13 protein-coding genes are annotated in these 17,574 nt (G+C 63.2%); 7 read left to right on the top strand and 6 right to left on the bottom strand.

Features of this window, described 5'->3' with window-relative positions:
• Window positions 1–69: 69 nt before the first annotated feature.
• Window positions 70–513 (top strand): ester cyclase, encoded by a 444-nt coding sequence (locus ACSQ84_RS13495; protein WP_436212133.1) that lies wholly within the window; start codon window positions 70–72, stop codon window positions 511–513.
• 455 nt (window positions 514–968) lie between these two features.
• Here the strand turns inward: ACSQ84_RS13495 and ACSQ84_RS13490 are convergent, their stop codons facing one another.
• The gene (locus tag ACSQ84_RS13490; protein WP_436212132.1) at window positions 969–1,571 is read right to left on the bottom strand and encodes a hypothetical protein; all 603 of its coding nucleotides are present in this window, start codon (window positions 1,569–1,571) and stop codon (window positions 969–971) included.
• Between the two features lie 237 nt (window positions 1,572–1,808).
• On the opposite strand from ACSQ84_RS13490, the gene ACSQ84_RS13485 reads away from it, so the two are divergent.
• From ACSQ84_RS13485 to ACSQ84_RS13465, 5 genes are all read left to right on the top strand, one after another.
• A complete protein-coding gene (locus ACSQ84_RS13485) occupies window positions 1,809–3,077 on the top strand; it encodes an NHLP bacteriocin system secretion protein (RefSeq protein ID WP_436212131.1) in 1,269 nt (422 codons plus the stop codon).
• The gene (locus ACSQ84_RS13480; protein ID WP_436212130.1) at window positions 3,070–5,298 is read left to right on the top strand and encodes an NHLP family bacteriocin export ABC transporter peptidase/permease/ATPase subunit; all 2,229 of its coding nucleotides are present in this window, start codon (window positions 3,070–3,072) and stop codon (window positions 5,296–5,298) included. The genes ACSQ84_RS13485 and ACSQ84_RS13480 overlap by 8 nt, the downstream gene beginning before the upstream one ends.
• Window positions 5,295–8,201 carry an NHLP bacteriocin export ABC transporter permease/ATPase subunit gene (locus ACSQ84_RS13475; protein ID WP_436212129.1) on the top strand — a complete coding sequence of 969 codons (2,907 nt, stop codon included), beginning with the start codon at window positions 5,295–5,297 and terminating at the stop codon, window positions 8,199–8,201. The genes ACSQ84_RS13480 and ACSQ84_RS13475 overlap by 4 nt, the downstream gene beginning before the upstream one ends.
• A gap of 128 nt (window positions 8,202–8,329) precedes the next feature.
• Window positions 8,330–8,500, top strand: coding sequence for a hypothetical protein (locus ACSQ84_RS13470; protein ID WP_436212128.1), 171 nt, complete (start codon window positions 8,330–8,332; stop codon window positions 8,498–8,500).
• A 289-nt stretch (window positions 8,501–8,789) separates the two neighbouring features.
• Complete coding sequence (locus ACSQ84_RS13465) at window positions 8,790–10,643, top strand: patatin-like phospholipase family protein (protein WP_436212127.1); 1,854 nt, start codon at window positions 8,790–8,792, stop codon at window positions 10,641–10,643.
• A 12-nt stretch (window positions 10,644–10,655) separates the two neighbouring features.
• Here the strand turns inward: ACSQ84_RS13465 and ACSQ84_RS13460 are convergent, their stop codons facing one another.
• The 3 genes from ACSQ84_RS13460 to ACSQ84_RS13450 all read right to left on the bottom strand — a co-directional run bounded on the left by ACSQ84_RS13460 (window position 10,656) and on the right by ACSQ84_RS13450 (window position 14,286).
• Window positions 10,656–12,764: a CHASE2 domain-containing protein gene (locus ACSQ84_RS13460; RefSeq protein WP_436212126.1), complete on the bottom strand. Its 2,109-nt coding sequence runs from the start codon at window positions 12,762–12,764 to the stop codon at window positions 10,656–10,658.
• Window positions 12,757–13,455 carry a Crp/Fnr family transcriptional regulator gene (locus ACSQ84_RS13455; RefSeq protein ID WP_436212125.1) on the bottom strand — a complete coding sequence of 233 codons (699 nt, stop codon included), beginning with the start codon at window positions 13,453–13,455 and terminating at the stop codon, window positions 12,757–12,759. The genes ACSQ84_RS13460 and ACSQ84_RS13455 overlap by 8 nt, the downstream gene beginning before the upstream one ends.
• 126 nt (window positions 13,456–13,581) lie before the next feature.
• Window positions 13,582–14,286 carry a FecR family protein gene (locus ACSQ84_RS13450; RefSeq protein ID WP_436212124.1) on the bottom strand — a complete coding sequence of 235 codons (705 nt, stop codon included), beginning with the start codon at window positions 14,284–14,286 and terminating at the stop codon, window positions 13,582–13,584.
• 344 nt (window positions 14,287–14,630) lie between these two features.
• On the opposite strand from ACSQ84_RS13450, the gene ACSQ84_RS13445 reads away from it, so the two are divergent.
• The gene (locus ACSQ84_RS13445) at window positions 14,631–14,783 is read left to right on the top strand and encodes a bacteriocin (RefSeq protein ID WP_436212123.1); all 153 of its coding nucleotides are present in this window, start codon (window positions 14,631–14,633) and stop codon (window positions 14,781–14,783) included.
• Window positions 14,784–14,991: 208 nt separating this feature from the next.
• Here ACSQ84_RS13445 and ACSQ84_RS13440 read toward each other — a convergent pair whose 3' ends face one another.
• Window positions 14,992–16,488, bottom strand: a complete 1,497-nt coding sequence (locus tag ACSQ84_RS13440; protein WP_436212122.1) for an ABC transporter substrate-binding protein — start codon at window positions 16,486–16,488, stop codon at window positions 14,992–14,994.
• Between the two features lie 56 nt (window positions 16,489–16,544).
• Window positions 16,545–17,573: an ABC transporter ATP-binding protein gene (locus ACSQ84_RS13435; protein WP_436212285.1), complete on the bottom strand. Its 1,029-nt coding sequence runs from the start codon at window positions 17,571–17,573 to the stop codon at window positions 16,545–16,547.
• Window position 17,574: the final 1 nt, after the last annotated feature.

The following is a 17,574-nucleotide window of genomic DNA, read 5'->3' as shown; positions in this document are numbered from 1 at the left end:
AGACTTCCCGCTGTTCATGGCAGCGGCGCTTTGGCGGACGCGATGAGGTCGCGGCCCAAGGAGTGGTTCATGGATGAGCCAGTGTTAAACCTGGACGGCGCCGTCCTTTCACCTCAAAAAGAGATCGTCCGCACGTTCTACAAGGAGATGTGGGATCGTGCGGACAAAAGTCTAATCCCTTCCATTTTCCATCCGGAATTCACGTTTCGCGGCTCGCTAGGTCCCTCGCTGGTCGGGCATGGCCAATTTGCCGAATACGTGGATTGGGTAACAACCGCCTTCGGCAACTACACCACGGACATGCTCGTTCTGGTCGAGGAACGCAATCGCGTAAGTGGTAAGATGCGCTTTCACGGCTACCATCGTCAGGAGGTGTTCGGGGTGGCTCCGAGCGGTCGCCATGTCTGGTGGACCGGGATGCCGATCTTCACGTTCGACGGCGCCAAGGTTCGGGACCTCTACGTACTCGGCGATATCTACGGTCTGATTGAGCGAATGCGCTCCGCAACATAGGACGTGACCGCACATGTCCGATCCGGGTTCATTCGGCGGCAGGAAATGTCGCGGTCGACGACTTCCGACCTTCCCCCAAATAACGGACATGGATCGTCAGATCGGTCACCTCCGAAACGTGCCGACAAGCGACACGGATCTGGGCAGACGAGAGGCCACCAATTGAGGCGGCGGCTTTTCTCGCGGCGGGCCTATATCGCTCTTAGCTCTAACGTCAGGCCGTCGCTTTTAGCTTTCCGCGAGACGTATCTGGTGCGGAAGATCACATTATCGACGTCATGCAGGGTGCGCCGCACGCTGCTTTCCGGCTGGAGTTCGATCCAGTCGGCACCGACCGCAAGCAAACCTTCGATTCAGGCCGAGTCAGCGCTTTGTGACGTCCATCACGGTGAAGCTAGCGCGCCAACCTAATCTGGCAATCGCAGATCAAGGGGACCCGCATGAATGCCACGCCTTCACAGACGCACTTGTATGGACTTGAGAAGATTGGTGGTCGTGTCGATGAACTGCAGCGCCTGCTGGGTCTTGCCGAAGGCCAGCGGGAAGCGCGTGCAGCGGTCCGACAATTGAACCAATCGCCTGCGTTCCTCCGCAAGGATGGTGTTCGACTTCTCGATCGCGAATTTGACGACGCCCTTCACCGGGCTGTTTTCGCCCATGTCGGTCATCTCTTTTTCGATGGTAATGAGATATTCGTAGCTCGAAAGCTCCTCGGAGATCTGAAGAAGCTCCCGGATCGTCGACGTGATGCACTCGGCATCGCCACTGGAAATATCCGCTCGTTTGGACGTCTGAACGAGATCACCCATCAGGTTCTGGAATAGCGGCTTTATGGCTTCGACTTTCTTGAAATCGCTTTCACTGAGGACACCGCTGCTCGCCACGTTCGGCGCCAGCATGAGCAGCGCGATGCCGAGGGCGAGCGGCCACACCCATCCGCGGCGCAGGCCGGCAACGCGAGGGCTGTCCGAGGCGCGAGCGGGCTTCATCCCGCCGCCCACCACTCTGCCTGTCAATTTCCGGACGGCGGTTACGCCCATTGGATCAGCCTCGAACATGCTCGACAAGCATAGTTCGCGATTGCCTGCGCTGCTAGGGCGGACCGGACCCGGCCTGCGTCATTTTTGCACGACCAACGCGCGTTCCGGCGCGGCCGGGCAGACCGGTTTGGTTGTTCTGCATCGGCTTTGGTGTATTATCCGCCCCGAGAGGAAAAGGGCTGTGCGTGATCGAAAAAATCAGCGACTGCTCGCGGCTGGGGCGGCCGTCCCCGGTTCGGTTACGGACCCGGGAAAATGACCGATCTGTCGCAGCGGACGTTTCGCGCCGTCGCGCTGCAGCGCGCCGCATCGCCCGAGCAGCTTGACCACCTCGTCCGCATCACCAGACCGTTCGACTGGATGCTGGTGTTTGCGATTTGCATCGCCCTGATCGCTGCCGTCACATGGGGCATCGTCGGGCGCGTTCCTACCCGCGCCGAAGGCCAGGGCATTCTGATCAGCGGCGGCGGCCGCGTCGTCGAGGCGTCCTCTGCCGCCTCCGGCAGGCTGGCCACCATCAGCGTCATGGTCGGTGACCGCGTCACCCAGGGGCAGCCGATCGCGGAGATCGTTCAAACCGACATTCAGCAACGTTATGCGGGCGCCGTCGAAGTCTTTCGCGAGAAGGAACGCCAGCACATCGACTTGGTCGAGAAGACCAAGCGTGAGCTGGCGTCAAAGGCACAGAATTTTGCGAAGCTCGAAGCAGCGTTCAACCAGGTCATCAAGGCGACCACGCAGCGCATCGAGTATCTGACCAACGACGTCAAGACCCTCGAGGATTTGATGGCCAAGGGATTGACCACGCGACGCACGCTCGAGGAGCGTCGCCGGGATCTCAACGACGCCCAGCAGCGAAAAGAAGACACGTTCAACGAAATCCTGAAGCTGCGGACGACACAGAGCGATCTGGAAACCCAGCGCGAACGCGAAAGCCAGACCTCCGAATTTGCCCTCAATGACGCCCGTCGGCAGATGGAGGCGACAGCGGGGCTGCTGACCCAGAATACCAAGATCGTCAGCCCGGTCGATGGTCGTGTGCTCGAAATCAAGGTCTCCGCAGGCGCCGTGCTTGCGGTCGGTGCACCCGTGGTCGCGATCGAAAGCGAAGGCCAGAAGCTGGAAGCATTGATCTACATTCCAGCCGAGCGCGGCAAGAACGTGAAGCTCGGAATGCCGGTTCGCATTGAACCCTCCACGGTGAAGCGCGAGGAATTCGGGACCATGGTCGGCACCGTCGTGACGATCTCGGATTTCCCGATGACGCCGCAAGGCATGGCAGCCGTACTTCACAACGAAAATCTCGTCAGTCGCTTTTCAAAGGAAGGAGCCGCCTACGCCGCAACCGTCAGCCTGGAGCCGGACCCCGAAACCGTCAGCGGTTACCGCTGGGCGGTTGGACAAGGGCCGCCCATCCGCCTCTCCAGCGGAACGCTGACGCGCGCGGAAATCACCACACGGCGGCAACGGCCGCTCGATCTGGTGGTGCCCCTGTTCAGGCGGTTGACCGGAATTGATGGATAGCGCCCCACCGCAGCAACCGCCTCCGCCCCAGTTCCGGCCGCCTTCGCTCTGGCACCGGTTTCGAAGGCTATTTTGGCGCAGGAACGTCAAGAAGACGCCGACCATCCTGCAGATGGAAGCCGTCGAGTGCGGCGCGGCGGCGCTGGCGATGGTGCTCGCCCACCACGGCGCGTGGATTCCGCTGGAGCAGCTGCGCGTTTCCTGCGGCGTCTCGCGCGACGGCAGCAAGGCCAGCAACATCGTCCGGGCGGCGCGCACCTTTGGCTTCGATGCCAAGGGTTTTCGCAAGGAGCCCACGACGCTGCACGAACTGCCGATGCCGTGCATCATCCATTGGAATTTCAACCATTTCGTGGTGCTCGAAGGGATCGACGGCAACGATGTTTACATCAACGATCCCGCGGTCGGACGCCGGCGCACCGACATGGCCGAACTCGATCTCGCCTTCACCGGCGTTGCGCTCACCATGGAGCCGACCGCGGATTTCAAGCGGTCGGGCAGCAAGCCGCAAGGGTTGCGATTGCTGCTGCGCGAATTGCGCTCCTCGAAGACCGCCGTCGGCCTGCTGGTCCTCGTCAGCCTGGCGCTGGTGGTGCCCGCCATCGTCGCTGCCGGCTTTTCAAAGATATTCGTCGACAACATCCTGATCCAGCGCACCAGCAGCTGGTTCATTCCGCTCTTGATCGGCATGGCCCTGACCGCGCTGATCCGCGCGCTGCTGACGCTGGTGCGCCAGTCGCTGTTGCTGCGGCTGCAGACCAAGCTCTCGGTCGTCATGGTCAGTCGTTTTCTCTGGCACGTCATGGCGCTGCCGGTCGAATTCTTCACCCAGCGCCACGCCGGCGATATCTCCAACCGCGTGGGCGCCAACGAGCAGATCGGCCGCCTGCTCTCGACCGGTGTCGCCTCCAACGCGCTTAATCTGACGTCGATCGTGTTCTTCGCCGCCGCCATGGCCATCTACGATCTCCCGCTGGCCATCATTGGCGTCAGCATGACGCTGGCGAATGTGCTGGCGTTGAAGTTCATCGGCGGACGTCGCGAAGATCTCAGCCGCAGTCTTGCGCTGGAGCAAGGCAAGCTGGTCGGCTCCACCGTCAGCGCCGTCCGCAGCATCGAAACCCTCAAGGCCAGCGGCCTGGAGGACGAGGCGTTCGGTCAATGGGCCGGCATTCAGGCCAAGGCGTTGAACGCCGAGCAGGAACTTGGCGCCTCCTCGGTCTATCTCGATATGCTGCCGACGCTGTTTACCGGATTGACCGTGGCAGCAATTCTTGGCGTCGGCGGCCTGCGCGTCATCGAGGGATCCCTGACCCTCGGAGGCCTCGTCGCTTTCCAATCCCTGATGGCAAGCTTCTCCGAACCGGTGACCGAACTCGTCAATTATTTCGGCAACGTGCAGACCATCAAGGGCGGGCTGGAGCGCCTCGAAGACGTCTACAATTATCCGCTCGGAAAGTCAGACAAGCCGACGGTGGCGCCCGAGCGCTTCCCGCCAAAGCTGACCGGCAGGGTCGAGCTCAGCGACATCAAATTCGGCTACTCGATCCTGGAGCCGCCGCTGCTGGACAACATCTCGATCGACATCCATCCGGGGTCGCGGGTGGCCCTCGTCGGCGCCTCGGGAAGCGGAAAATCGACGCTCGGAAAGCTGATTTGCGGTCTCTACAAACCCTGGGCAGGCGACGTTCGCATCGACGGATGGAACCTGCCGGAGATTCCGCCGCAGGTATTTGCGAATTCGATCACTTATGTCGATCAGGACATCTTCCTGTTCGAGGGAACGGCACGCGAAAACCTCACGCTGTGGGACTCGACCGTCACCGAGGCCGACCTTTCGCAGGCCCTCAAGGATGCCGTGATCCACGAGGACATCGCGACGCGGACGGGAAATTACGATTGCTATATCAATGAAGGCGGCACCAATTTCAGCGGCGGTCAGCGCCAGCGGATCGAGATCGCCCGGGCGCTGGTCTCCAATCCCTCCATCCTGGTGCTCGATGAGGCGACCGGCGCACTCGATCCGATCACCGAAAAGATCATCGATGACAATCTGCGGCGGCGCGGCTGCACCTGCATCATCATCGCGCACCGCCTCAGCACGATCCGTGACTGCGACGAGATCATCGTGTTGCAGCAAGGCAAGATCGTCGAACGGGGCACCCATGAGCAACTGATGGGCCTTCAGGGCGCGTACGCACGATTGGTGGCGCAGGAATGAGTGAATCGCTGCTCCAGCAGGCCCGCGCGATGGCCAATCATGACGGGACCGCCGATCCGGCGGGCCACATCGCATTCGATGGACGCCATCCAAAGCTGCTTGATCACCGCGGTTACGCACTCCAGGTCACCGCGGGGCATGTCGACGTCTTCGCTGTCCGGCTTGTCGAAGGCAGTACCGACGGCGCCCGGCACCATCTGTTTCGGGCCGAGAGCGGTGAGATCGTTCTCGACCTGCAAGAAGGCTTCACCCGGTCGGACCCGCAAATTCAAGTGCTCGCGGTCGGTAGCCCGGGCACCGAAGCGCAGCTTGTGCCGCGCATGGACGTTCAATCCCAGGACGCGGTCACCACCTGGATCAGGCGGCTTGCGCGGTTGATCGCCGGGCCCAATCCGAGCTGGGACATGCTCGAAGTCGCGAGCGACGGCGCGGCCGCCATCCCGCCAGGCGAACGGCGCCGCGGCCCGGCCCGCAGTATTGTCTGGGTTTCGCTGGAAGCCGGGGCGGCGAAGCCGATGGGGCTTGAACCATCGATTGCCCCTGGAAGTCCGGCGCTGCCGCTGACGTCAGGCATGTGGATCGAGGCAGGCCAATCGGGCTGCAGCGCATTTGGCAGCGAGGCGATGCCGGATGCGGACCAACTGTGGCGCGCCCTCGATCAATTCCATCTCGGCGTAGCCAGCTGCGTCCGGGAACATCTGGCCCGCGATGTCGAGCGGGAGGCACGGCGTCTCGTGCTTCGCACCGAACTGATGACGACGCAGACCGCGGAATCCTTTGAACGCCTCTCTGACGTCGTCGTCCAGCGCTCCGCCCACGCCGCAATGGCAACGGACTCGGCCGATCCCCTGTTCAACGCCTGCCGGATCGTCGTGGAAGCGATCCGGATGCCATTCGCCGTCCCACCCCGGTCCGGGCTGGCCCAAGGTGGGTTTACGGGTGCCGTCGAGATCGCGCGCGCGGCACGGCTGCGCGTGCGTCAGACGCTGTTGCGGGGCGAGTGGTGGACCGAGGACGCCGGGCCGCTGGTCGCCTGGCACGGCGCGGCACGAAATCCGGTGGCGCTGCTTCGCCGCGGCAATCGCCGCTATGTGATGCTCGACACAACGACGGGAACGCAGCGGCCGGTCGATCGGTCGGTCGCAATGGAGCTGGCGCCGGAGGCGGTATCGTTCTATCCGGCGCTTCCGGCCCGTCCACTTCGGTTCCGGGACCTGCTGACCTTTTCGTTCCGGCACTCCACCGGGAGCTTCCTTCGCATCGTGATTGCGATCGTCGCAATCGGGCTGCTGTCGCTGGTGACGCCGCTGATCACCAACCTCCTCGTCAATTCGGTGATCCCCCGCAGCGAACTCGATCAGCTCACATTCTGCGCCCTCGCCCTCGCCGTCACGGCCATCGCCATCGCCAGCATCCAGACGATGGAGGGGCTGGCGATGCTGAAGGTCGAAGGCCTGATGGATTGGCGGCTGCAGGCCGCGGTGATCGACCGGGTGCTCAGGCTGCCGACGTCGCTGTTTCGTGAGTACACCGTCGGCGATTTCGTCGACCGCTCGATGGGCATCGACGCGGCGCGCCGGGTCTTCACCGGGCGTGCGCTGCGCAGCATGCTGATGGGTGTGTTCGCCTGGTTCAGCATCGGCCTGATGCTCTACTATGATCTCAAGCTGGGGCTGATCGCGGTCTTGCTGACGCTGATCCGGGCGTTGCTGATCGTTGCCTCCAGCGCGCTCCGCCTCCATTACGAGAACAAGTATTCTGCCCAGCAGGGCAAGATCGGCGGTTTCGTGCTGCAACTGATCGCCGGCATCGGAAAGCTGCGCGTCGCCGACGCGACCGCGCGCGCGCTTGCCGTGTGGTCAAGGCAATTCGCCGCACAGAAGCGCAACTTCATCTCGTCGCAGAAGATCTCCAATGCGGTTGGCGTTTTCGAGACGGCGTATCCGCTGATCGCCACCCTCATCATTTTCGCGGCGGCGACCTACCTGAAGAGCAAGTTGCTGCTGGACGTCGGCGGCTTCCTGGCCTTCTTCTCCGCGTTCGGGCAGTCGATGGCTTCGATCGGCGCCTGGGCATCCGGTATCAGCGAAACGCTGACTGCGATCCCGCACATCACCCGGCTTCGGCCCTTGATTTCGGGCGCCGCCGAATTGTCGGACGAACGGAAATCCCCGGGCGAACTGTCCGGTAACATCGAGCTTTCGCGCGTGAACTTCCGCTATGCCGAGAGCGGTCCACTGGTGCTCGAGAATGTCTCCTTGAGAATCGCACAGGGCGAATACGTCGCCATCGTCGGCCCGTCGGGCAGCGGCAAGTCCTCGCTGTTCCGGCTGCTGCTGGGATTCGAGAAGCCGGAGTCCGGCACCGTATTCCTGGATGGAAAGGCGATCGACACGCTCGACATCAGCGCGGTACGGCGTCAGCTCGGCGTCGTGCTGCAAAACGGCAAGCTGACGACCGGCAGCCTCTACGACAATATCTGCGGCGGCGTGCAGCTGCCGCTCGACCAGGCCTGGGAAGCGGCGCGGCTCGCCGGGCTGGAAGACGACATCAAGGCGATGCCGATGGGCATGAACACCGTGGTCGCCGAAGGCGTCAATACGCTCTCCGGCGGCCAGCGGCAGCGGATCATGATCGCCCGCGCCGTCGCGCGCCGCCCGCGCATTCTGCTGTTCGACGAGGCGACGAGTGCGCTCGACAACCAGTCGCAGGCTATCGTCAGCAACTCGCTCGGCAACCTTAATGTGACGCGGATCGTGATTGCGCACCGGCTCTCCACCGTGCGCCAGGCGGATCGCATCATCGTGCTGGTCGACGGCAAGGTGGTGCAAAGCGGCAGCTATGATGAGCTTAGCAGCACGCCGGGAACGTTTGCTTCCTTTGCCAAGCGCCAGTTGCTTTAGTGATATGAATCACGCCGCTGAGGCATTCGTCGCGACGTGACTCCAGTCACTGCGCCAAGGCCCGTGCAGGCCGTAGCCTCCTGACCATAGACGAAGCGGATCATCCCTTCGCTAGACAGGAGACGACCATGAACCAAGAACTTCTCAATGACAAAGAGCTCTCCATCGTCAACGGCGGTAAACCTGCCGGGCACGGCAGCGGCACCGGTGGCGGCACGGGCGGCGGCGGCGGCAATGGCACCGGCGGCGGCGACGGCCTCGGCTGGCTCCGCAACCTCATCCGCAGCATCTTCAACTAAACGGAGGTGACGCACGGAAGAGACCGTCTCAACGGGCGGTCTCTTTTGTTTTTGCGGATCCACGGGCAGGGCAAACCATTCATTCGCCTACGAACGATTCCTTCCCTGAAAATGCCTGGCGGGCATGACGGTGCCACATCCCGTTTTGCTGTGCAGCATTGAACCGCCTTTGCCGGCCAGCCTGTCGGCGACTGTCGCGAAATAGCGCGGTTAACGCTGTGGGATCGGATATCGCTCGCCGTCGGACCCGGCTGGCGATAGCATCGCAGCCTCGCAGTGGAAGGCGCCGATGAGTAAGCCAGGGCCAGTATTTGCGTGGGGGAACGTGTCCGAGGACCTTGCGCTGTTCAAGGCGCTCACGCCGGAGCAGCGATTCAAGACCTTCGACGCCATGGTCCGGCAGGACCTGGTCCGCGGCGAACTGCTGGTGGCGCAAGGGGACCCCGCCGATTCCCTCTATATCGTCTTGCACGGCGCGCTTGCGGTACGCCGAACCGGCGACTCGCTGCCGATCGCCGAACTCCGCGCTGGAGAGTTGGTCGGTGAAATCGGGTTCTTCGCCAACCTTACCCGCACGGCCAACGTGATCGCCATCCGCGACACCAGCGTGCTGGTGCTGACACGGGCCGCCTACCAGAGCCTCGCGGAGAGCACGCCGGCGATCGCCGAGGCACTGCTTGCAGCGCTCGCACTTCGGTTTGCCAAACGCACAGAACACATTCCAACGACACGCACCTCGCCCATGGCGCGCACGGTGGCGCTGATCGATGGTGGACATGAGCCGATTCCAGACGCCTTTTATCGACGCATGCGCGAGACCCTCGCCGGGACCGACGCCCAGATTGTCGATCCCGCCCGCGTCAGTTCGATGTTTCCCGGGCGGGCGCTGGATGCCCCCGAAGTCACCGACTGGCTCAACAAGCTCGAACAGGTTTCGCCGCTCGTCATCTATCTCGGCAGCGGCGAGGTGCCGGCCTGGACGCGGAAGGCGATCCGGCAGGCCGACATGGTTGTATTGGCCTGTCGCGGCGATGCGCCTGCCGAAGGCCTGACCGAAATCGAAGCCTTCGCTTGCCAGGTCCATCCGGTGTCGGCGCGGCGCATCGTGCGCGTCCACGACCGGCGCAGCGGCGAAGTCAGCGGCACCGCGGCATGGCTCGCCCGCCTGCCCTGTTTCATGCACCACCACGTCGCGCTGGAAGATCAGGTCGACATCGACAGTTTGGTCCGTTTCCTGTCCGGGCGAGCGATCGGATTCGTGGCCGCAGGCGGAGGGAGTTTCGGATCCGCCCATGCCGGCATCTACAAGGCGTTTCGCGAACGCGGCGTGACGTTCGACATCTTTGTCGGCACCAGCGTCGGCTCGGCGATGGCGGCAGGTTTTGCAAAGAATTTCGAGGCGGACCACCTCGAACGCGGCGCGCACGAGATTTTTGTGAAGAGCCGCAGCTTCCGCCGCCCGACCTGGCCGCGATACGCGCTGCTGGATCACAAGGCGTTCGATCGCGCGCTCGCCGATCAATACGGCGCGCATTGCAGGATCGAGGATTGCTGGCGGCCTTTCGCGGCGGTTGCGACCAACCTTTCGACCCACTGCCTCGAACTGATCCAGTCCGGGTTGCTTTGGCAGGCGGTGCGCGCATCGAGCGCCATACCCGGACTGCTGCCGCCCTTCTACACCAAGGAAGGCGCGATGCTGGTCGACGGATGCCTGATCGACAATGTTCCACTGGATCCGATGCACCAACTGAAGAGCGGCCCCAACCTGGTGGTGCATTTCGGCGAACCCGCGGTGGAGACCTTTGACGTCGATTATGCGGCGCTGCCCGGCCGGCTGGAGCTGGCTGCCGCGATGCTGATGCCGTTCCGCAAAAAACTGCTTCCGGCGGCGCCAAACGCGGTCAATGTGCTGTGGCGAAGCCTCGTCGCCCATCAGCGCTACGATACAATCCCGGCCGCACCGCTCGATCACGTCATGCGGCCGCCGATTCCGGATGGAGTTGGGGTCACCGAATTCGAGCGCCACACCGAGATTTTTGACGCGGCCTATCTCTGGGCGCGAGGGCGCATCGCAGCGCTCGAAGCGGAAGGCAATTCCGCTGTTGCCGCCATTCTTGGACGCGGTGCGACGCCCAGGCCGTGAGCGCCCCATCTGTCACCTGGACAGCACGGCCCGCAACTCGGCGGCCAGCATGCGCGGAACGGGATCGCCGGGACACTCTGCGGCCAGTCCCTCAAACAGCTGCGCCGCGCCGGCCTTATCGCCCTCGATCAACCGATACGCCGCAAGATACCGTTCGCGCCAATCCGCCGACGTCTCCGGCGGCCACGGTTCAAAAACCTCGACGGGCACATCAAGGCCGCGCAATGACGTAACCCCGAGCGGTCTGAACAGGGTTGACGTGCATCGCGACGCCGCGAACGGGCCAACACAGATCGTCGATCCATAGCGCTTGTTCATCGCCTCCAGGCGCGCCGCCGAGTTGATGGAATCGCCATGGGCGGTGTAGTCGAGCTTCGACCTGATCCCGATGTCGCCGACGATCGCGACGCCGGTTTCGATACCGATGCGGGTGCGGCCCAAGCCGATCTCGGCGGGGCCGGGCCGCGACTGAAACTCCGTCGTCCAGATCCGCATCTCCAGGGCGCAGTCGAGCGCGCGTTGCGGATGATCGCTGAGATCGAGCGGCGCGTTGAAGAACGCGTGCACGGAATCCCCGACGATCTTGTCGACCATCCCGCCATGCTTCATTACAATGGCCGTCGTTCCTTCAATGTATTCGTCGAGCACGGCGACCAGTTGTTCGGGCCCTGCGCGATGCGTCATCGCGGTAAAACCCTCGATATCGGTGAACAGCGCGGTTATTTCACGCTTCTCGCCGTTCAGCTTCAGGAGACCCGGATTCTCGGCGATCCTTTTTACCACAGCGGGCGCCAGATGCTGCTCAAAGCGGCTGCGAATGCGCGCTTCGCGGCGGCTTACCAGAGCATAAGAGCTGACGGAAGCTGTCATAAAGACGAAAAGGCCTCCGATGGACGGCATCAAGGGATCGATCAACCGGTCGCCGAGCAGAGACGCGAGGATGGCCCCCGACCAAAGGATCAACAAAGCCGACAGGCCGACAACGGCCCCCAACACAGGCGACAGCGCCGACGCCGCAGCGACGGCGATCAATCCCATGATCAAGGTAAGAGCGAAGCCTAACGGCGTCGCTTGCGGCGCCCGGCGAGCGTAAATCTGCCGGATGGCATCGGCCTGAATCTCGACCGACGGGACAAGCGGATCAATCGCCGTTTCGCGCAATCCGCCCAGTTCCGGCGCCGACCCGCCGATCAGCACAATGGCTCCTGCCAGCCGCGCGCGCGCAGTAGCATTGTTGACGACGTCCAAAGCGGAGATCGTGCGCGCCTCCGGTTTGCGGATCTCGGCGCCGGCCAATCGCAACAGACCGTCACCGGGCAGCGGCACCTCGAGATCACCGACGATGATCCGCTGCGGGCTGGTATCGACGGAATAGGCCGGAGAACGCTGAAACAATCGGATCGCTTCCAGCGCCAGGCCCGGTCGCGTCGCTTCGCCGACCCCGACGAACAGCGGCACGCGCCTGATCTTGCCGTCCGCGTCTCCGGGCAATGAAAGCGCGCCAAGCCCTTTCGCCGCGTCGACCAGCGGCGGCATCGGACCGAGGCCGCCGGGCATGCGCCAGAGATCAAGCCCTATCGGGCGTCGCGCGAGAACCGGCACCCCCGGCACGGCTTCGGGCTTGTCGGCGTCGAGCACAAATCCGAGCGCCACTGGAATGCTCTTGATTGCTGCCGCGAAGCGTTTGTCGCCATCAGGGAGGTCGTTGGCGAGCGCGCCGATCTCCTGATTGCCGGTAAGCGCGCCGAGCTGCCGCGCCAACGCGGCCGGAGAGCGGGTGTCCGCCTGCGCAAACAGGATGTCGATCCCGACGACAGCCGGCTTGCCGCCGGCTACCGCTTCGACCAGGCGCGCCATCGTCTCGCGCGGCCACGGCCACGGCCCCAAGGCGTCAAGCGTGCGCCGGTCGATATCGACCACGATGACCGAAGCCGCTTTTGCAGTCCCTTCAAGCTTCGATCGGCGGATCAGCCGGTCGGCGGCAAGCACCGCGTCGAACGCCCTTTCGCGCGACACGTTCCGCCATTCCGTCGGCATCAGCAATACGCCCGCGAGAAACAGCACCAGCGCAAGGATTCCGGCAAGCAGGCCCGAGTGGGTCTTGCCGAGCTGGCTAAGCATGAGCCCCGTCGACTTCGGCGAGCTTCTGCGGATCGCAGAAGATGCGATCCAGCGTCCGGCCGATCGCGCCAACCTCCTCCAGCTTGCCGAGTGCCTCGTTGATCTTCGGGCGGCTGGCGCCGAGCAGCAAGGCGAGTTCGCCCTGCGACATGCCGAGATCCAGCGGTAGCCGCTTTCCCGGCACGGGCTTGCGATCGCCGATCGCGACCAGGAAGAAGCGCGCCAATCGGACATGCATCGGATGAAGCGCGATCGACTCGAGCTGCCCGCTGGTGTCCCGCAGCCGGCCGCAAAGGAACGATATCAGCCGCTCGGACAATACCGGCCGCGCGGTCCACAGCTTGCGAAAATCCTCCTTGTCGAGCCGGTAGGTCGTCACCGCGGTGAGAGCGGTCGCATCCGCGCTCCTTGTGCCGCCGTCGAGCGCTGCAATTTCACCCAGCAATTCGCCCGCTGTCGCGTGCCGGAAGCTCAGTTCGCGGCCATCCTCGGTGGCGATCGCCAGTCGCACACGTCCTTCGGCGACGAGATAGAGTCCCGTCGCGCGCTCGCCGCGCGTAAACAGCGCTTGTCCCTTCTTGAATTTGGCCTCGCGAAACGACGGAATGCAGGCCTCGATATCTTCGACGGCCAAGCCTTTGAACAGCTCTGTCTTCGACAGGAGCGAAACGAGAATATCTTTGCTGGACATTTATCGCCTGAATGAAAGGCCTCGGTTTGCAATTGATTTGACGTCAGGTCGGAAAATCTCTCCGCGTCTGCCAGTATCTCTATCGCCAAGCCTTCCGCATATACCGCCCGGAACCAAGTGGAGAAGCTAACTGACGCTGTCCAAGGCGCCGCGAATCCGTTCCGATCCCCACGCAACGGCTGGCGAGGGTTTTGCGCCCGGACTGTCCAGGTTTGTCCCCTGCCCCGCCTGCAGCACGACCTCGCTCCCGCCTCCGGAAACGGTGACCGAGCCGTGGTCGACAAACACGCCAAAAACGCCGTTGCTCGGGCCGGCAAAGAATTTTGTGCCGCGGACGGCGATGAGGCCGTAGGAACTCCTGATCTTCACTGGAACGGGGCGGCTCCCGCTCGGGCGGTCGAAAAGCATCGGACCGGACTGCAGCGTAATTTCACCGCCGGTCGTCGAAAGAAACTGGTCAATGACGAGTTTCGCTTTTTCGCCGAGCTTGATCGTCGTGTCTTCGCCGATCAACATCGTCAATCGGGAGGATGCGCCCGTGCCGACGCGATCGCCGACAAAAAGCGAGGACGCCTTTTCCAACGTCCGCTGCTGATTGCTGGCATCGGCAAACGCTTCGCCCTTGATCTCCTGGACACGGCCGGCAGGATCGGCGGCGCGCGATGGCGCATTGAGGACGGCAGCCGCAAACAGCGTGCCGACGAAGCCCAGGGCATCTCGTCGATCGAGCGGTTGCCCGAAATAGCGCCGTGATCGCTGAATTCCAGAACGCATCGTACAACCCGCTTCCATTGCGGGATTGATGCTAGCGGAGCCGCCAAGTGCAGGCAACCGGAAGCGAACAGCGGGCGCGCCGTGTCGTCGCGCAGCTCGATCTGCCGATCAACTCAACAGCCAATCGTAAACCAAATGGATGACATGCGGGGAGCGCGGCTGACGTTCGCAAGCCGGATCAGCTGCCCGCACGCGGGGAGAGGCCTCAGAATCTCCTCGCCAGTTCACCCCTCGCCTATAATCGTTTATTTTCAACACGTTAAATGGAACGAAGGGTCCAAACTTCGCCATTCCGGCCCTGTTCCCTCGGGAACAGCGCGTACAAGCGCGGCCCTCTATTCTCCAACCATCGACGAGAGGGAAGCGATAACCGCTTCCGGTCGAACCAGATGGAGAAAGTCATGGCCACCCAGTCCAGCAACACCCAACTCAGTGACAACGAACTCAATGCCGTCAGCGGCGGCCATCAGAAGTTTCACTATGAGACGATGAACGGCAGCACCTATGCCATCGGCCACATCAACGGCCGCACGGTGATGGTGAAGGTGGCGTAACAGGCCGGCGAAGGATCCGGCGCACTGCGCCGTATTCCAGCGGGTTCATGGTCCGCTTGATGCAGAAAGCGATGGGGCAGCAATTCGCTGCCCCATCCGTTGCGCTGTTTGAAAGCCCCTACCAACGATGTCAGCCGCGTCGTCCATCAGGCGCGCAGTGGTCGCCGCAACAGCAAATCCGCTGGTGCGCTAGCCGCGCACGAAGCGATTAGTCCCATGCCCAGGCGGAGAAGTCGTTCTCGAATTGCGGGACTTCCTTCCAGACGCCCTTCAGCTTCTTGCTCGCAATGGTGATCCATTGCGGCTGGAACATGAAGCCGGCGACCGCATCGGTTGCCAGCATACGCTGCGCGTCACCGATCAACTTGGCACGCTCGGCCTCCGCGGGTGTCGCCCTGATCTGCTGGTAGAGCGCGTTGAACGCATCGTTGTTATAGCCGAGATAATAGTCGGGCTCGGTTATCTTCACGAGATCGAACGGCTCGACATGCGAGACGATGGTGAGATCGAAATTGTGCGGGCCGTTACCGGCAAAGACCTGTGACAGCCACTGCGCCCATTCCACGTTCTCGATCTTGGCAATGATGCCGACCTTGGCGAGCTGGGCCGCGAGGATTTCTCCGCCGTTCCGCGCATAAGGCGGCGGCGGCAGCCTGAGGCTCAGCTCCAGGGGCGCCTTGACGCCCGCTTCTGCGAGCAGCTTCTTGGCTTTTTCGGGATCGTAAGGATTGATGCCGGTGGTGTCGACATAGCCCAGCGATCCCGGCGTATAGAAGCTGCCGATCGGCGAGCCAAAACCATCGACGGCGCCGTCGATCATCGCCTTGCGATCGATCGCGGCGAGAATGGCGCGGCGAACCCTGATATCATCGAGCGGCTTCCTCTTGTGGTTGATGCCGACGATAGTCTTGGCTTTGGAGCCGCCGATCAGCACATTGAAGCGCGGATCGGCCTTGAACTGCGCCACGCTGCGCGCCACCGCGGCGCGCGGAAACAAGTCGATGTCGCCCGACAGCAGCGCCGCGACCTGCGCGGAGGGATCGCCGATGAAGCGGATGGTCACCTTGGAAAGCTTGATCGCTGCGGCGTTGCGATAGTCGGGCCATTTGTTCAGGGTGATCGACGATCCCTTGGCCCAGGCGCCGAGCGTATAGGGTCCGGTGCCGACCGGCTGCGTCACATTGGTCGGCGCGCTCTTCGGCTCGACGATCGAACCGCCGGCCTGACCGAGCAGGAACGGCAGGTTCGGTTCGGAATATTTGATCGCGATCACGACCGTCTCCGCATCGGGCGCGGTGACTGACTCGAACGCCTGGTACAGGCTCTTGTCCTTGTTGGTGCTGGTCGGCGCCGCGTTGCGATCGAAGGAGAATTTTACCGCCGCAGAATCGAACGGTTCGCCGTTGTGGAATTTGACGCCCTTGCGGAGCTTGAATGTATAGGTCTTCAGGTCGTCCGACGCTTTCCAGCTCTCGGCGAGCAAGGGCGATACCGAACCGTCCTCGTTGATTTTGGTCAGCGTCTCATAGAGATTATAGAGCACCACCTCGGCAATCGCCGCGGCGGCTGCGTTGGTGGGATCGAGCCCCGGCGGCTCCAGCGTCATGCCCATGACGACGCTATCCTTCTTGCCCTGCGCCAGGCTCGGCAGCGGCGCGGCGGCGAACGCGGCGACCAATGCAAAAACGGCCAATTTCCTAAACATTCGCGTGTTCCCCTGACATATCGCGTGACCAGACTAAGCCAGTCCCGCACAAAAGGCTAACTCTCCTCCGACGACACCGGAGGCAATGCCATCACCGCCTCGGCGCGATGGCACGCGGCCAGCTGCGCCGGACCCACTTTGCGCAGCGCAGGCGCGATCTCGCGACAGTGCTGATCGGCCAACGCACAGCGTGAAGCGTAGGGACATCCCGTTGCGCCCACGGACTGCGAGGCGATCGCCTGCGCCCCGCGACGCCGACGCAAACCACCGGCCCGGGCGCGCGGAACGGCCTCGAGCAGCGCGCGCGTGTAGGGATGGGCGCAGTGCGCGAACAAATCCTCGGGCCGGCCCTGCTCGACGATCCGGCCGAGATACATCACCGCGATCTCGTCGCAGAGATAATCGACGACGGCAAGATCGTGGCTGATCAGGATGTAGCTCAACCCGAACTCATCCTGCAGATCCTGCAGGAGATTGAGTACCTGAGCCTGCACCGACACGTCGAGCGCGCTGACCGGCTCGTCGGCGACGATCAGCTTCGGCTGGGTGATCAGCGCGCGCGCGATCGCGATGCGCTGGCGCTGGCCGCCGGAGAACTCGTGCGGAAACTTGTCCATGTCGGTGTCACGCAATCCGACCTGCCGCAGCACGGTCGCGACGCGCTGACGCAGCGCGGTGCGATCCACGCGCCCAATCGCGGTCAAGGGCTCCGAGACGATACGCACAATGGTCTGCCGTGGGTCCAGCGAACCATAGGGATCCTGAAACACCATCTGGAAATCCCGCCGGGCGCGGCGAAGCTCGTCGGCCGGCAGCCGGTTCAGGTCGCGGCCCAGGAGCGACACCGAACCTGACGATGGCCGTTCCAGCGCCATCACCAGCCGCGCGAAGGTCGACTTGCCCGATCCGGACTCGCCGACCACGCCGAGGCTGCGGCCTGCCATCACCTGCGCGGTGACGCCGTTGAGCGCATGCACCTGCCCGGCCGGCTTGAACATGCTTTCCCGCGGCAGCGTGTAGCGCTGCGCCAGATCCTTCACATCGAGCAGCGGCAGCTCGGCGGGCGGTGGCGCCTGGTCCAGCATG

The sequence above is a fragment of the Bradyrhizobium sp. LjRoot220 genome, from assembly GCF_964252915.1.
Taxonomy (GTDB): domain Bacteria; phylum Pseudomonadota; class Alphaproteobacteria; order Rhizobiales; family Xanthobacteraceae; genus Bradyrhizobium.
Note: the sequence above shows the minus strand (reverse complement) of the source record. Positions and strands in the feature narration are given on the sequence as shown.

Excerpts from the sequence above, each read along its gene's own strand:
- ACSQ84_RS13495 (WP_436212133.1), top strand. The coding sequence starts at position 70 with ATGGATGAGCCAGTGTTAAACCTGGACGGCGCCGTCCTTTCACCTCAA.
- ACSQ84_RS13490 (WP_436212132.1), bottom strand. The coding sequence starts at position 1,571 with ATGTTCGAGGCTGATCCAATGGGCGTAACCGCCGTCCGGAAATTGACA.
- ACSQ84_RS13485 (WP_436212131.1), top strand. The coding sequence starts at position 1,809 with ATGACCGATCTGTCGCAGCGGACGTTTCGCGCCGTCGCGCTGCAGCGC.
- ACSQ84_RS13480 (WP_436212130.1), top strand. The coding sequence starts at position 3,070 with ATGGATAGCGCCCCACCGCAGCAACCGCCTCCGCCCCAGTTCCGGCCG.
- ACSQ84_RS13475 (WP_436212129.1), top strand. The coding sequence starts at position 5,295 with ATGAGTGAATCGCTGCTCCAGCAGGCCCGCGCGATGGCCAATCATGAC.
- ACSQ84_RS13470 (WP_436212128.1), top strand. The coding sequence starts at position 8,330 with ATGAACCAAGAACTTCTCAATGACAAAGAGCTCTCCATCGTCAACGGC.
- ACSQ84_RS13465 (WP_436212127.1), top strand. The coding sequence starts at position 8,790 with ATGAGTAAGCCAGGGCCAGTATTTGCGTGGGGGAACGTGTCCGAGGAC.
- ACSQ84_RS13460 (WP_436212126.1), bottom strand. The coding sequence starts at position 12,764 with ATGCTTAGCCAGCTCGGCAAGACCCACTCGGGCCTGCTTGCCGGAATC.
- ACSQ84_RS13455 (WP_436212125.1), bottom strand. The coding sequence starts at position 13,455 with ATGTCCAGCAAAGATATTCTCGTTTCGCTCCTGTCGAAGACAGAGCTG.
- ACSQ84_RS13445 (WP_436212123.1), top strand. The coding sequence starts at position 14,631 with ATGGCCACCCAGTCCAGCAACACCCAACTCAGTGACAACGAACTCAAT.
- ACSQ84_RS13440 (WP_436212122.1), bottom strand. The coding sequence starts at position 16,488 with ATGTTTAGGAAATTGGCCGTTTTTGCATTGGTCGCCGCGTTCGCCGCC.
- ACSQ84_RS13435 (WP_436212285.1), bottom strand. The coding sequence starts at position 17,573 with ATGCTGGACCAGGCGCCACCGCCCGCCGAGCTGCCGCTGCTCGATGTG.